Annotated in this window: 13 protein-coding genes; 7 read left to right on the top strand and 6 right to left on the bottom strand. The window is 71.7% G+C overall.

Going from position 1 to position 14351, the window contains the following annotated elements:
* Window positions 1-53: 53 nt before the first annotated feature.
* Window positions 54-1886 carry an AMP-binding protein gene (locus ACP4IX_RS02580; protein WP_426554644.1) on the bottom strand — a complete coding sequence of 611 codons (1833 nt, stop codon included), beginning with the start codon at window positions 1884-1886 and terminating at the stop codon, window positions 54-56.
* A gap of 347 nt (window positions 1887-2233) precedes the next feature.
* On the opposite strand from ACP4IX_RS02580, the gene ACP4IX_RS02585 reads away from it, so the two are divergent.
* Window positions 2234-3079 carry an alpha/beta fold hydrolase gene (locus ACP4IX_RS02585; protein WP_426526761.1) on the top strand — a complete coding sequence of 282 codons (846 nt, stop codon included), beginning with the start codon at window positions 2234-2236 and terminating at the stop codon, window positions 3077-3079.
* Window position 3080: 1 nt separating this feature from the next.
* Window positions 3081-4340, top strand: a complete 1260-nt coding sequence (locus tag ACP4IX_RS02590; protein ID WP_426526737.1) for a hypothetical protein — start codon at window positions 3081-3083, stop codon at window positions 4338-4340.
* Window positions 4341-4437: 97 nt separating this feature from the next.
* Here the strand turns inward: ACP4IX_RS02590 and ACP4IX_RS02595 are convergent, their stop codons facing one another.
* The 5 genes from ACP4IX_RS02595 to ACP4IX_RS02615 form a co-directional block, all read right to left on the bottom strand.
* Entirely contained in the window at window positions 4438-4770 is a 333-nt protein-coding gene (locus tag ACP4IX_RS02595; RefSeq protein WP_426554645.1) for a putative quinol monooxygenase, read from the bottom strand.
* 371 nt (window positions 4771-5141) lie between these two features.
* Window positions 5142-6155 carry a DUF2891 domain-containing protein gene (locus ACP4IX_RS02600; RefSeq protein WP_426520316.1) on the bottom strand — a complete coding sequence of 338 codons (1014 nt, stop codon included), beginning with the start codon at window positions 6153-6155 and terminating at the stop codon, window positions 5142-5144.
* Complete coding sequence (gene pcp, locus ACP4IX_RS02605; protein ID WP_426554646.1) at window positions 6155-6805, bottom strand: pyroglutamyl-peptidase I; 651 nt, start codon at window positions 6803-6805, stop codon at window positions 6155-6157. Before pcp ends, ACP4IX_RS02600 begins: the two co-directional genes overlap by 1 nt.
* Before the next feature lie 52 nt (window positions 6806-6857).
* Window positions 6858-7832: a DUF979 domain-containing protein gene (locus tag ACP4IX_RS02610; protein ID WP_426520312.1), complete on the bottom strand. Its 975-nt coding sequence runs from the start codon at window positions 7830-7832 to the stop codon at window positions 6858-6860.
* A complete protein-coding gene (locus ACP4IX_RS02615) occupies window positions 7829-8548 on the bottom strand; it encodes a DUF969 domain-containing protein (RefSeq protein ID WP_426554647.1) in 720 nt (239 codons plus the stop codon). The genes ACP4IX_RS02610 and ACP4IX_RS02615 overlap by 4 nt, the downstream gene beginning before the upstream one ends.
* Window positions 8549-8765: 217 nt before the next feature.
* On the opposite strand from ACP4IX_RS02615, the gene ACP4IX_RS02620 reads away from it, so the two are divergent.
* The 5 genes from ACP4IX_RS02620 (at window position 8766) to ACP4IX_RS02640 (ending at window position 14347) form a co-directional block, all read left to right on the top strand.
* Entirely contained in the window at window positions 8766-9518 is a 753-nt protein-coding gene (locus ACP4IX_RS02620; RefSeq protein ID WP_426520308.1) for a LamB/YcsF family protein, read from the top strand.
* Window positions 9515-10174, top strand: a complete 660-nt coding sequence (locus ACP4IX_RS02625) for a 5-oxoprolinase subunit B family protein (RefSeq protein WP_426520306.1) — start codon at window positions 9515-9517, stop codon at window positions 10172-10174. The genes ACP4IX_RS02620 and ACP4IX_RS02625 overlap by 4 nt, the downstream gene beginning before the upstream one ends.
* Window positions 10171-11028: a biotin-dependent carboxyltransferase family protein gene (locus tag ACP4IX_RS02630; protein WP_426554648.1), complete on the top strand. Its 858-nt coding sequence runs from the start codon at window positions 10171-10173 to the stop codon at window positions 11026-11028. Before ACP4IX_RS02625 ends, ACP4IX_RS02630 begins: the two co-directional genes overlap by 4 nt.
* A 470-nt stretch (window positions 11029-11498) precedes the next feature.
* Window positions 11499-12716, top strand: coding sequence for an AAA family ATPase (locus ACP4IX_RS02635; RefSeq protein ID WP_426520302.1), 1218 nt, complete (start codon window positions 11499-11501; stop codon window positions 12714-12716).
* A gap of 20 nt (window positions 12717-12736) precedes the next feature.
* Entirely contained in the window at window positions 12737-14347 is a 1611-nt protein-coding gene (locus tag ACP4IX_RS02640; RefSeq protein ID WP_426520300.1) for a VWA domain-containing protein, read from the top strand.
* The last annotated feature ends 4 nt before the right edge of the window (window positions 14348-14351 follow it).

Raw genomic sequence — 14351 nt, forward strand, 5'->3', positions numbered from 1 at the left:
GCCATCCTCGCGCCGTTCGCGCAGCGCAGCGTCGGCGCCTGGAGCCGGATACGTCAGCCTTCGGTGTTCAATCGAGCCCTGATGTCGTCATGGAGCCGCACCTTGTCCGTCTTGCCGACCGCGGTCAACGGGAGTTCCGGAACCTCGATGAGCCGTTCGGGGAGCTTGAACCGGGCCAGTCCACGGTCCTCCAGATACTTGCGCATCTCCCGCAGGGGCGGCACCCCGTCGCCACTGCCCACGACGTACAGGCAGACGACTTCCCCCAGCACACGGTGCGGCATCGCGACAGCCGCGGCGGCCCGTACACACGGGTGCCCCAGTACCAGCGCTTCCAGTTCATCTGCCGGGATCTTCTCTCCACCGCGATTGATCACGTCTTTCACGCGCCCGGCGACCACGAAGTTCCCGGACTCATGGCGCCGAACGAGGTCGCCGGTGCGGTAGAAGCCGTCGGGGGTGAACGACGCGGCTGCCACGTTCCCGTGGTACTCCGTGATGACTCCCGGGCCCCTGACCAGGAGTTCACCGACCGCTCCATCGGCGACCCGTCGCCCCTCGCCGTCCACCACCAGGGTTTCGTCGCCCGGCGAGGAGGGGCGCCCCTGCGTCGTGAACGCCACCTCGGGCGGGTCTTCGAGCCGGGTGAAGTTCAGCACGCCCTCGCTCATGCCGTACACCTGCTGGATCCGGCAGTCGAAAGCCTCGGCCAGTCGAGCGGCCGTGGATTCGTCCAGGCGCGCCCCACCGACCTGCAGGACCTGCAGACTCGACAGGTCGTGGCTGCCGAGGACGGCACTGGCGGTGAGCCACTGCCGGGCGAGCGCGGGAGTGAGCGCGCAGTGCGTGACCCGTTCTCGCTCGATCAGCGCCATGGCCACGGCCGCGTCGTCCGGTGCGGCGAGTACCACCTTTCCGCCGCCGGCGAGGGTGCCGAGAATCCCTGGGCCGGAGAAGGCGAACGCGTGTGTCACGGGCAGGACGGCGAGGAACACCGAATGCGGTGTGAGTCCGGAGACCGCAGCCGAGGTGCGGATCACATGCCCGAGCGCCTCGTGGGTGCGGGCGATGGGTTTGGGCGCGCCCGTGGTTCCGCCCGAGAGCAGGAAGAGGGCGGTGTCCGAGGGATGCCGGACCACGCCCTCGGGGGCCGGAGGGCCGGCCTCGATGAGCTCGTCGAGGCTCACACGGCCACCGGCCGACCCGGTGATTCCCGAGACGAGCAGGGTCCGTACGCACGGATGCCGCTCGCGGAGCTTCTCGGCGAGCCGCAGGTGGTCGAAGCGCTGGTGCCGGACCGGCACGGCCAGCACGGTGGGCGCCAACGCGGTGAGCACCGAGTCGAGTTCGTGCTCGCGCAGGGCGGGGAGGACGAGAGCCGGGCGGGCGCCGAGCCTGATCAGCGCGAGTACGAGGATGACGATCTGCACCTGGTTCGGTAGTTGCACGATCACGGTCTCGCCGGACCGGACGCCGGTGTGCGCCAGCCTGGCAGCACAGCCGGACACCGCCGCCTCGAGCTCGGCCCTGGTGAAGGTGCGGTCCGCGCCGACCAGCGCCGCACGGTGCCCCGCGTGCACGCGGGTGCTCACCGCGAGATCGTCGAGGAACTCCGGACGCCACCAGCCGCGGTCTCGGTACTCCCTGTGAGCCCCTGCACCAGGCAGGCGTTCGCCGACGATGTCGGCAAGTTGCCGCACGGTGTAGTCGTGCTCAGCCCAGAGATCGACGCGCGTGGCGAACCGCTCGGCCAACTCCACCTGGATCTGCGTGAGATCGACGGAGTCGAGCGCAAGATGCGCACGCAGCTGTGCGTCGTCGCCCAGCAGTTCCTCCTCGATTCCCAGGTCACGGAGAATCCTTCGCACTTCTTCGATGCCCGCCACCCGGGCCCCCTTGCCTCGAGACACCTCGCGACGACTGGTCAGCATCCGCCGCCCACTGCCGTATTCACCGGCAGAGGCGGTCACGCTCGCACTGGTTGCGTCCCGGTGTTCAGGGACGGTGCGTGTGTCCGCGGCCCGTTGCCGGCCATGGGACCTCCTTCCAGGTTGGCGCCATGGGTCGGTATGCCCGGGGCGGGTCGCCACAAGACCGGCGCGCGGGAGCAGTGGGAAGCGCATGTGACCGCGGAGCGTGCTGGGTTGGTCCCCGCGGGCTCCCGCACGCCCTGCACTGTCCGTGGCTCGTGTGACACGCTGTGCTGTCACACAGGCTGTGCCATTGGAGCGTGATGAACCCACTGAACAGCGGGACGCTCGCGGTGCCGGGCGCGAAGATCTATTACGAAGTGCGGGGCGCGGCGGGACCCTTCCTGCTGCTCATCGGAGGAGGTAACTCCGATGCGGCCGTGTACAAGCGCCTGGCTTCCGTCCTGGCCGCGGGCCACCGTGTCGTCACCTACGACCCGCGCGGGAACTCCCGCAGCGCGCTCGACGGCGACCCGGTGGACCAGAGTGTCGAGGAGCACGCCGACGACGCGTACCGGCTGATCGGGCACCTCGCCGGTCCGGACGAGCGCGTGTGCGTCTTCGGAAGCTGCTCCGGCGGACTCATAGCCCTGGAACTCACGATCCGCCATCCTGACAGGATCAGGTCGGCCGTCGCCCACGAACCGCCTGTTCTGAGCGTTCTCCCCGACGCCGGCCGGCACTTGGCGCTCCTCGACGACGTCTGCCGGACGTACCGCCGGGAGGGCATGGCGCCGGCCCTGGTGAAACTGCAGGCCCTCCACGGTGGCCGGCCCGCGCCGCCCCTGCCGGAGGTGCACAACAACACCGACTTCTTCCTGACCCACTTCGTCCAGCCCTTCACGCGCTTCGTGCCCGATCCCGCGGCACTCGAAAGCGTGGCGCACAAGGTGGTGTGGGCCGGTGGGCATGCCTCACGAGAGGATCTCGTACACCGCCCCGCGCTCGTCCTCGCCGAGCGGCTCGGCCGCGAACTGGAGCTGTTCCCCGGCGGGCACGTCGGCTACGCCAGATATCCGGCCGACTTCGCCGAGCGGCTCGTCGAGGTGCTCACCGCCGCTTCCCGCGCGGCGGACTGTCCGCGGGGGACCACCGGCGGAAGGCTGTGACGTGCGGATCGTGATGGGGGCGCAGAACTGCGGATTCGGTCCGGCGTCCGAGCTCGTCGCGGTTTCCCGGCAGCTTCCCGGGCACGAGCGGGTGTTCGTCGGCGACGGCGTCGCCGCTGTCTTCGCCCGGCGCAACCCCGATGCGTTCGACTACGTGTACGACACCAGCGGGATGCCGGAGCAGGCCGGGGCGGCGGTGATCGACGATCTGCTGCGCGGCTGTGATCACGTGGTCTCCGTCATGGACGCCGAGCTGGTGTTCCGGTCGGTCGTGGCGCGGCGGCCGGTGACCATGGTGGACACCCTGTTCAGTTTCTGGCGGCTCGCACACCCGCCGGCCGGAATCCACGCACTCTGCCTGTCCATGCCACGTTCCAGCTACAGGTCCGCCGACCACCATCTGACGCGTCTTTCGCCACACGAGCGGGTTGTCGCCGCTCACCTGCTCGCCACGCACAGCGTGGTACAGAACTTCCCCGGCGTTGCCGAGCGCGCAGCCGAGTTCGCCGCTCTGGCCACCGGTCCCGAGATACACCGGACCGGGCCGATCATCGACGTCGAAGGACTCCGGAACGTCGTGCGCACCACCGAGCCGGCGTACGACCTGCTGATCAACGTCGGTGGGTTCAAGAACTTCTTCCTGGACTTCGACGTGAACAACGACTACGTGCTTCTGCTGCGCCGGTGGATTCCGGACCTGCTGCGTGACTGGCCGCGCTTCCGTCGTGTCCTCGTCTGCGGCGGCCCGTTCGGCAGGGGCCGGGAGCGGACCGTCACGGTGATGGGCAGACAGGCCGACTGCTGTTTCCTGCGCCAGCGGGAGCTGCTCCAGGTCACGGCGAGTACCGCGGACTGCCTGCTGGCTCCCGGGCTCACGGCGCTCCACGAATCGATCGCCCTGGGACGGTTGCCCCTGGCGATCCACGAGCAGCACTACGCGCATGTCTTCACGATGCGAGCGCTGCACGGCACGCTGTTCGGCCGTAGCGGCGGCCGGTTCACGGACGTGGTGCCGTCTCACGCGTTGCCTGAGGACGACTTCGCGGGGACGGTGGCACTCGTCGAGCTGGCAGGCCGCGTCCGGGAAGACGACGGGCTCTACGCGAAGTACCGGCGAACATTCAACGAACGTATCGAGCAGTACGTCTCACTCGCCGCGCCTCAGCGCCGGCAGGGCGTCGAGGAACTCGGCAGCCTGCTCGCAGGTGAGCCGGTCCGCTCCGTGCTGACTCGCACCCTGAACACCTCGCACGCAGCGTAGCTCGCGGCAGAGCTTGTCCGGGTGTCCTTTCCGGGGCGGCTACCGGCTGTGGGCCTCCGTTCGCGGGAGGCCCACGGGCCGGTGCGCCGGCGCCTGCTCAGCCCTCGTCCGGGACCGCCATCTCGCCGAGGAGGGACCAGTCCTCCTGCGGGACCGTCGCGTTGACGATCCGCGGCGTCTCCACCAGGTGGGACGGCAGCGTCCTGCGGGCCTCGGCGAAGTGGCCGGAACCGACGTGCGCGGCGCCGGCCTCGTCGTCACGGAACGCTTCGACCAGCACGTATTCGGTCGGGTCGTCGACGCTGCGGGACCAGTCGAACCACAGGCACCCGGGCTCGTCGCGGGTCGCCTCGGTGAAGGCACGGGTGATGTCGGGCCACGCGTCGGCGTGCTCGGGCCGGACGCGGAACCTGGCGGTGATGAAGATCATGGAAAGCCTTTCGGGCGTTCAGGGGATGGCGGGTAACGACACGCAGGGAAACGGATCGCGCCCTCGGACGCGTCCTGCCTGAGGTCGTTCACGGCCTCCTGGTGGCGGTCCAGGGGGCGGGGGTGGTGTGCAGCCGGGCCTTGCCCTGGCTGCACACCACGTGTTCGCACAGCTCACTGTGGGAGCCGACGAGACTGCCGATGAAGTTGATCTCGGGGGATGGTGTCGATGGCGGATACGTCGCTCTTCGCCGTAACCGACCACATGGTAATCGCCGGCACGGCCCAGCCGGCGCACGCCTCCGGGGCGTCGCGGCCCTCACCCGAGCTGTCGTGGCCACCGTGTGCCCGCCGTCGCCGGTGACGACCCGTTCAGCCGCGGGCAGCAGGGTCGAGTGCCAGCGCGGCGAACGTGGCCAGCCAGTGGTCGGTGGTGAAGTCACCGCGTTCCACGGCCGGCAGGCCCGCCGCGAGATGCCCGTCGGCGGCCTCGCCCAGGCGGGTGCGGGCCGGTCCGTCCGGCAGGGCGTCCGCGAGGGAACGCAGCGCGGCCGCCCTGCTGAGAGTCAGGCCGAGCAGATGGCCGATCTGCGGGTCGGCGTGGTCGGAGACGACCGGTACGTCCAGCAGGGGACAGGGGGCACCGGAGCGCAGCGCGGGCAGGAAGCGGTCGAGCCACGCCGCGAACCTCTCCTTCGGGAGCACCCGGCGCATGGCGTCGGCCTCGCTCAGCGCCGGGGACAGGAAGTCCTGCCCGGACGGTTCCCAGTGTGCGGGCGCGTCGTGGTCGTCGGCGAACCAGGCCAGCAGGCGTTCGCGCACGGCGCGGTCGGTCGCGGCCGACAGTTGTCCCGAGTCGAGCGCGAGGCCGAGCGCGAAGGCGCTGTTGGGGTGGTTGCCGTGGCGTACGGGGTAGGTGGCCTTGGGCAGCCAGTCGGCCAGCAGCCCGTCGACGGCGGCGACGGCAGGCTCCAGCGCGGCGGCCCAGCGGGCGCCTTCCTCCCCCGGCAGCGCGCGGCACTCGGCGGCGAGCGCGAGCAGCCATGCCCAGCCGTACGGCCGCTCGAAGGAGGGCCGGTCGCGGAGGTAGGCGGCTTCGACGGCCAGGTTGTCCGGGGTGAGGTGCCGGTCGAGCACGGCGACGGCCTGCTCGGTGTCCGGCAGTGCGGGCGTCCCGCCGTGTCGGCGCAGCAGGCGGACGAGCAGCCAGTGCATGTGGACCGAGGAGTGCCAGTCGTAGGCGCCGTAGAAGGCCGGGTGCAGTGAGCGGGGGGCGAGGTGCTCGTCGGGAGAGGTGATCAGGTGGGCGGGGAAGTTGGGGTACTCGCGGGTGATGTTGGCGAGGGCGAGCCCGGCGAAGGGGGCCGCGTAGGCGCTGAGCGGCATCAGTGGGTGGCTCCTTCCGTGACCTTGAGGTCCCGCTCGGCCGGGGTGTGGGCGGCGGTGGCCAGCAGGGCGCGCAGGCCGTGGGCGACGGTGGTCGGCGGCAGGGACGGCGCGGTGCCGTCGGTGACCTGTTCCGGCGCCCAGGGCACGTGCACGAAGCCGCCCCTGACGTGCGGGAACTCGGTGGCGATGAGGTGGCCGAGGCCGTAGGCCACGTGGTTGCAGACGAAGGTGCCGGCCGTGTTGGAGACGGCGGCCGGGACGCCGGCCTCGCGCATCGCGGCGACGCACGCCTTGATGGGGAGGGTGGAGAAGTAGGCGGCGGGGCCGCCCTGGACGACCGGTTCGTCGATGGGCTGCCGGCCGGCGTTGTCGGGTATGCGCGCGTCGTCGACGTTGATGCCGAGGCGTTCGACGGTGACGCCGGGGCGTCCGCCCGCCTGGCCCAGGCAGAGCACCAGGTCGGGTGTGTGGGCGTGGACGGCGTCGCGCAGGACGTCGAGGGACTTCCCGAAGACGCAGGGCAGTTCGGCGGCGGTGACGTCGAGTCCGGCGGGCGGTTCGGCGGCCACCAGGGAGGCCGCCTGCCAGGAGGGGTTCACGCTCTCGCCTCCGAAGGGGGCGAAGCCGGTGATGAGGACACGGGTCATGGGCATTCCTTGCGGGTGGGGCGGGCGCCGGCCGGAACCGGGAGCCGGGGGCTCAGAAGGCGAAGAGCGCCATGATGACGGTGCAGCAGCCGAGCAGCGCGATGCCCGTCGGCAGCTGTGCCTTGATCGGTCCGTACTGGTCCTTGAGCTCGAGCAGGGTGGCCGGGACGATGTTGAAGTTGGCGGCCATCGGGGTGCACAGCGTGCCGGCGAAACCGGCCAGCATGCCGATCGCGAGGACGGCGGGCTCGTTGCCGTGCATCTGCTGGATGAGGACGGGCCAGCCGATCGCCGCGGTCATCACGGGGAACGCGGCGAAGGCGTTGCCCATGATCACGGTGAACAGGAACATGCCGACGCAGTACGCGATCACCGCGAGGTACTTGGAGTCGTCCGGCAGGACGTCGTTGACGATCTTGCCGACCTGGTCGCCGACGCCCGCGGCGGCGAAGATCGAGCCGAGTACGGCCAGGAGCTGGGGCAGCAGCAGGGCGGAGCCCATCGCCTCCAGCATGGAGCGGCCGGAGTGGAGCGGGACCGACACCTTCTTCTCGCCGGTGATCAGCATGCCGACGACGAGCGCGGCGACGCAGCCGAGGCCGAGACCGAGGAGCGTGGCCTTGCCCGACTCGAACAGCCCGGACTCGTCCAGCACGGAGGCGCAGACGATGGCGACGAGCGGGATGGTCAGCGCGGGGACGAAGATCTTGTTGCCGAGCCGGGCGGCGGACGCCTCGCGCTGTTCGCCGGTGGTGGTGACCGGGACGCCCTTGCCGAGGAAATTGAATCCCGCGAGCACGATCAGGGTCAGGACGGCGACGCCGAGCGGTTCGGCGGGCAGGGTCCAGCCGCCGTTGCCGGCCGTGGCGTTGGCGACGCCGGTGCCGTAGGGGAAGGTGAGCCCGAGCAGGCCCCAGAACGCGGCGGACGTCCAGCGCTTGGGATTGCTGCGGTCGGTGGCCATCTGGACGGCCATGACGACGAAGACGAGGCCTATCAGCCAGTACAGCCATTCGACTTTGATCACTTGTCGGCCCCCTCGGGAAGCGGCAGGTCGTGCTCGGCGGCGGCCAGCGCCATCTCGCGCTCCAGCTGCCTGTCCATGAGCAGCAGCCGGGCACCGTGGATGACGAAGGCGCAGACCGCGAGCGGGATCGCCCACAGGGCCAGCTGGGTCGGTTCGATCTCCTGGTGGTACGTGGAGTTCACGAAGCCGGTGATCAGCAGGATGGAGCCGATGGCGATGAAGCAGTCCTCGCCGAAGAAGACGCCCACGGTGTCGGCCGACGCGGAGTAGGAGCGCACCTTCTCGCGCAGCCGGTCGGGCAGCTTGGCCCCGGTGGAGCGTTCGGCGGCGGCCTCGGCCATGGGCGCCACCAGGGGCCGCACGGTCTGCGCCGGGCCGCCGATGCTGTTCAGGCCGAAGGCCGCGGTGACCTGCCGGACCAGCAGGTAGACGGTGAGGAACCGGCCGGCGCTGAGCCTGCCCAGGCGGCCGATGAGGTTGCGGGCCTGTTCGCGCAGGCCGTAGCGCTCGAGCAGCCCGATCACCGGGAGCACGATGGCGTAGACGGTGACCGAGCGGCTGTCGGCGAAGGACCGGCCGAAGGCCGCGAGGACCTCCAGCGGGTTCATCTTGCCGAGCAGTCCGGTGACGATACCGGCGACGCCCACCACGAGGACGGGGTTGCGGCGCGTGACGAATCCGAGGATCACCACGACCACACCGAGGAGAACGATCATTCGGTGGCCTTCTTCAGGCATGAGGGGGCAGGGCACGGATCCGGGAGCTTCGGAGCCGCGGCTTCATCGGTCCTCGGACCATAGCTCCAGATACGTGGCAGATGCACGGACACTAGCGATCGTTGAACGATCTAACAAGAGGTGGATTTCGCATCGCCTGTCACGCACACTCATCGACCCCTTGTCGGATCGTTCAACAATCGTTTACGTTCAGAGCGTGATCGACCTCAACGCAGACCTCGGTGAAGGCTTCGGCCGCTGGACCCTCACCGACGACGACGCCCTGCTCTCCGTCGTCACCAGCGCCAACGTCGCCTGCGGTTTCCACGCGGGCGACCCCTCGGTGATGCGCCGCGTCTGCGACCTCGCCGCCGAGCGCGGGGTGCGGATCGGCGCCCAGGTGTCCTACCGCGACCTCGCGGGGTTCGGACGGCGTGCCATGGACGTGCCCGCCGACGAACTGGCGGCCGAGGTGGCGTACCAGATCGGCGCGCTCAGGGTGTTCGCCCAGGCCGCCGGGGCCGACGTGGCCTACGTGAAGCCGCACGGCGCGCTCTACAACCGCACCGTCCACGACGCCGAGCAGGCCGGTGCCGTCGTGGCCGGGGTGCGGCTCGCGGGCGGGGCCCTGCCCGTGCTCGGTCTCCCCGGCTCACGGCTGCTCGCCGCCGCCGCGGAGGCGGGACTCGTCGGCGTACCCGAGGCCTTCGCGGACCGCGCCTACACCGCACGGGGCACACTCGTCCCCCGCCGGGAGGCGAACTCCGTGGTCACGGACGAGGACGCGGTGGTACGGCGCGCGCTGGCCTTCGCTGTGCGAGGGGCGGTCGAGGCCGTGGACGGAACGACCGTCGCGGTCGCCGCCCGGTCCCTGTGCGTGCACGGTGACACCCCGAACGCGGCCAGGATCGCGGCACGGGTCCGCGGGGCGCTGGAGACGTCGGGGGTCGGGATCGGGGCGTTCGCATGACGGGGAGCCGCTCCCTCACGGCGCGTCCCGCCGGTCGCCGCGCGCTGCTCGTCGAACTGCCCGACGCCGAACGCACCGCGGCCTTCCACGCGGAAGTGCTGCGCCGGCGCGCCGCCGGGATCCTGCCGCCCGTGGAGGAGATCGTGCCCGGGGCGCGGACCGTCCTGCTGGACGGCGTGCCGGACCCGGAGGCGCTGGCCCGCGGGATCACCGACTGGGAGGTGCCGTCGGCTGCCGACGACGACGGGGACGTCGTGGAGATCGCCGTCCGCTACGACGGGCCGGACCTGGCCGACGTCGCGGCGTGGTGGGGGGTCGCCCCCGAGGAGGTCGCCGCACGCCACACTTCCCGCACCTACCGTGTCGCGTTCTGCGGTTTCGCGCCGGGCTTCGCCTACCTCACCGGGCTTCCCGCAGAGCTGCACGTGCCCCGCAGGGCCACCCCCAGGACACGGGTTCCGGCCGGCGCGGTCGCCCTCGCCGGCCCCTACAGCGCCGTCTACCCACGCTCCACGCCGGGAGGCTGGCAGTTGATCGGCACCATGCCGGACCCGGGACCGCTGTGGGACCCCGCCCGGGACCGGGCGGCGCTCCTCGCCCCGGGGACCCGTGTGCGCTTCACCACAGCGAACGCCGCCTCGGAGGCCACGGGATGACGGCCAAGCTCACCACGGTGCGCTCCGGCGCGCTCACCACGGTGCAGGACGCGGGCCGGCGCGGCCACGCCCACCTGGGAGTGCCCCGCTCGGGTGCCCTGGACGCCCCCGCGATGCGGCTCGCCAACCGGCTGCTGGGCAACGATCCGGGCGCCGCCGTACTGGAAACCACCCTGACCGGGTGCGCCCTCCAGCCCGACCGCGCCGTCACCGCCGTGGTCGGCGGTGCGCACTGCCCGGTCACCGTGGACGGACGGCCGGTGGCCTGGGGGGCTCCGGTGCGGGTGCCGGCGGGCGCGGTCCTGAACGTGGGGACGGCGACCGCGGGCGTGCGCTCGTACGTGGCGGTGCGCGGGGGCATCGCCACCGACCCCGTCCTGGGCAGCCGCTCGACGGACCTGCTCTCGGGCCTGGGCCCGGCGCCCCTGCGGGACGGGGACGTCGTGCCGGTGGGCGTTCCGGCACGGCCGATGGCACCGTCCGTCGCCGCCCCGTGGCCCGGGCCGCCCACCGAACTGGTCCTGCCGGTACGCCTGGGCCCGCGCGCCGACTGGTTCACCCCGGCCGCCCTGCGCACCCTCGCCTCGGCGACCTACCACGTCTCCCCGCACAGCAACCGGATCGGGCTGCGCACCGAGGGGCCGCCGCTCGAGCGGGCGTTGACCGGCGAACTGCCCAGTGAGGGCATGGTGCTGGGCGCCGTGCAGGTTCCGCCGGACGGACGCCCTGTGGTCTTCCTGCACGACCACCCGACGACAGGGGGCTATCCGGTCATCGCGGTCGTCGCGGAACCCGCCCTCGCGGCGGCGGCCCAGGCCGCGGCCGGGACGCCGGTGCGCTTCACGCTCGGCTGAGGCCCGGTTCACGGGCTTCACGAGACCGAGGGTTCACGGACGCGGCGGGTCCGGACATGTCGGGGTGCGCCCTCGAGCCGTCGTCCGCCGGCGTCCGGCAGTCCGACTCGGGGAAAACGGCTCGCGGGGGCACAGCCCTGGGAACCGGTGCGCGACGCCTCGTGGTTCGGCCGGGCCACGGTCAGGACCATGCTGAGGAGGTGTTGTCGCAGACTCGCTGCACGCGTACGAGTCGGGAACACCTACCGACGTCGCGGCGGTTTGGGCACACGCAGCCGAGGCGACGTCAGTGACGCCCTGGCCGCTCCTGCCGACCGCCCGACTCGACCGTGCCCAGCAGGCTCCTCGCACCCATGGCGCCGTCCCCGGTGCGCTGAGGCCCGGGTGGCTTCGCCCGCCGGAACGGGCAACGCCGCGAGATAGGCTGCGTCTCACCAGCCCAGCCGGACGCCAGAGGCAAGGAGTTGGCCATGGGGCCGCAGGACGCACAGGAGGCACAGCTCTCGCAGGACACGGCTGAACGGCTGCGGGCGATCAGCCGCGAGCTCTCGGACCGTTTCTACGAACGGGCCGACGTGGTGCGGACGCTGGTGGTGACACTGCTGGCCGGTCAGCATTCGCTGGTACTCGGCCCGCCCGGTACGGCGAAGTCCGAGATGGCCCGGGAACTCACGGGCAGGATCGAGGGAGCGTCCTACTGGGAGATCCTCCTGTCGAAGTTCACCGCGCCGACGAAGATGTTCGGTCCCATCGACGTGGCCGCGCTGGCCCGGGGCGAGTATCGACAGGTCTACGACGGCCGTGCCACGACCGCGCACGTCGCGTTCATCGACGAGATCTTCAAGTGCTCGACGGCGGCCCTGAACGAGACGTTGGGCTACCTCAACGAACGGATCTACCACCCGGAGAGCGGTGGCGAACCGATCCGCTGCCCGCTGATCGGCGCCATCACGGCGAGCAACGAACTGCCGAGCGGGGAGGACTCCGCCGCGATCTACGACCGGCTGCTCGTGCGGATCGAGGTCACGTACCTGGAGGACCCCTCGAACTTCGCCGCGCTGGTCCGCTCCGCCGTCAGCCGCCCGGCGGCGCCGGCACGGACCACGGTCGAGCTGGCCGCATTGCGGCACGCGGTGACCGAGGCGGTCCCGGCGGTGGCCGTGCCCGACGCGATCGTGGACGCGATCTGTACGCTGCGGGCGGCGCTGCGCCGCAAGGAGCTCGTCGCCTCCGACCGCCGCTGGCGGCAGGCGGTCGGCCTGCTCCAGGCGTCCGCGTACCTCGACGGCCGCCCGACGGTCGCCGAGACCGACCTGTCGGTGCTGACCCACGTGTTGTGGGACTCCCCCGCCGAACGCCCGACCGTCGAACGCGAGGTGCTGCAGCTGGTCAACCCGGACGCCAAGGAGGCGCTCGACCTCGCCGACACCGTCGAGGAGCTGGAGGCCCAGCTCGACGCGATGGCCGGGCAGTCCCGCGAGGCACTGAGCGAGTGGGTCATCAAGAAGGCCCACCACCAGCTGGCCATGGCGGGCAGGCGGCTGGAGAAGCTCCGCGAGGAGGCGGCGGGCGCCGGGCGCTCCACCGCCACCATCGACCGGGTCACCGGCCGTCAGCGCGCGGTACGCGCCCGCGTCCTCACCGAGGCCCTCGGCGTGGACGCGAGCATGGTGCAGGCCCAGCTCTGAACTCCAGGACGATCAGGACGATGGGCGAGACGACACCGGACGGACTCGGTGAGCCGGCGGGCCGGGCCGGTGAGTGGCCGGCCCTGTCCCCCGCTCCCGAACGGCACACGGCGGCCGTGGTAGCGGACCGGTTCGACCGGATGGTGTGGCGCGACACCTACGCGCAGGCGGCCGCACTCCGCGAGCTGGCAGAGGAACTGAACGAGCGCCACCACCACGCCACCGACCTCCTGGCCGACGCGTTCCTGGCCGCCTACAAGGTCGGCCCGCGGTTGCGCGAGCCCATGGAGATGGACGCCTCGCGCCTGGTCCACCACCGGATCATCGCCTCACTGCTGGAGTCCTCGGAGTTCACCGGGCTGCACCGTGAGACGGCCGGTGACCCGTACGCGGCCGCCATGGCCGTACTGGCCCAGGCCCCCGCGCTGCGCCGGCTCCTGGACGGCTCCGGGGCCGCCCGGGAACAGGCCGAGCGGGCGGAGAAGAGCCGGCGGGAGGCCGAGGCTGCGGCGGCCGCCGTGTCCGAAGCGCTCCAGCGGGCCGCCGACGGGACCGCCGAGGACGGCACGGTGCCGGATCCGGCGGCCGACGCCGTACGACAGGCGGTCAGGACCGCGGAGGCCGCCGCGCAACAGGCCGCCCAGGACGCCACGCAGGCCCTCGCGACGGCGGTCCCCGGCAGTCGTGCCACCGTGCGGAACGCGCTGGCGAAGGCTGCCGCGGCGGCCCGGCAGGAGGCCGCGCTGATGCGGGCGTGGGGTGTCGGCCCCGGTGAACTGGAGCGGATGCCGTTCGATCAGCGGGCGCGGCTCGCCGAGCGGCTGCGCACCAGCCGTCTCGCACAGTGGGCCGAACTGATCGGCCGCTTCCGGCAGATGGCCGACGGCGAACGCGCCCGGAAGGTGGAGAACGCCACCGGGGAACTGGTCGGCGTCACGCTCGGTGACGACCTCTCCCGCGTCGTCCCCTCCGAGCTGGCCGCCCTCGGCCTGCCCGAGCTGCGCGCGGTGTTCGCCGCGCGTTACGCCGCCGGGGAGCTGATGCTCTACGACAGCCAGGGTGAGCAGGACACCGGCCGGGGCGCCATCATCGCGTGCGTGGACACCTCGCACTCCATGTACGAGGCGGGGCCCGGCGGCATCACGCGGGAGGCGTGGGCCAAGGCGTGCGCCCTGGCGCTGCTGGACCAGGCCCGCCACTCGGGGCGTGACTTCGTCGGCATCCTGTTCTCCGCCGCCGACAAGCTGCGGATCTACCGTTTCCCGGCCGGCCGGCCCGCCGGCATCGCGCAGACCCTCGACTTCGCGGAGACCTTCCTGGGCGGCGGCACCAGCTACCAGAGGCCGCTGACAGCGGCGAGCGAAGTGCTCGAGGAGGAGTTCAACGACGCCGCACGTTCCCGCGGCGACATCGTGATGCTCACCGACGACGACTGCGGCGTCACCGAGGAGTGGATGCGCGGCTGGAACGACGCCAAGCGCCTGTTGGGCTTCCGGGTCTTCGGCGTCGCCGTCGGAGCCCCGCGCGTCGCCGAGGAGGGCTCCGTCCTGGAGGCCCTGTGCGACAACCTGCGCTCCGTCGAGGACCTCACCGACGTACACTCCGCCGCCGACCTCTTCCGCATGATCTGACGAG

It is taken from the genome of Streptomyces sp. WG5, from assembly GCF_049974565.1.
Classification (GTDB): Bacteria; Actinomycetota; Actinomycetes; order Streptomycetales; family Streptomycetaceae; genus Streptomyces.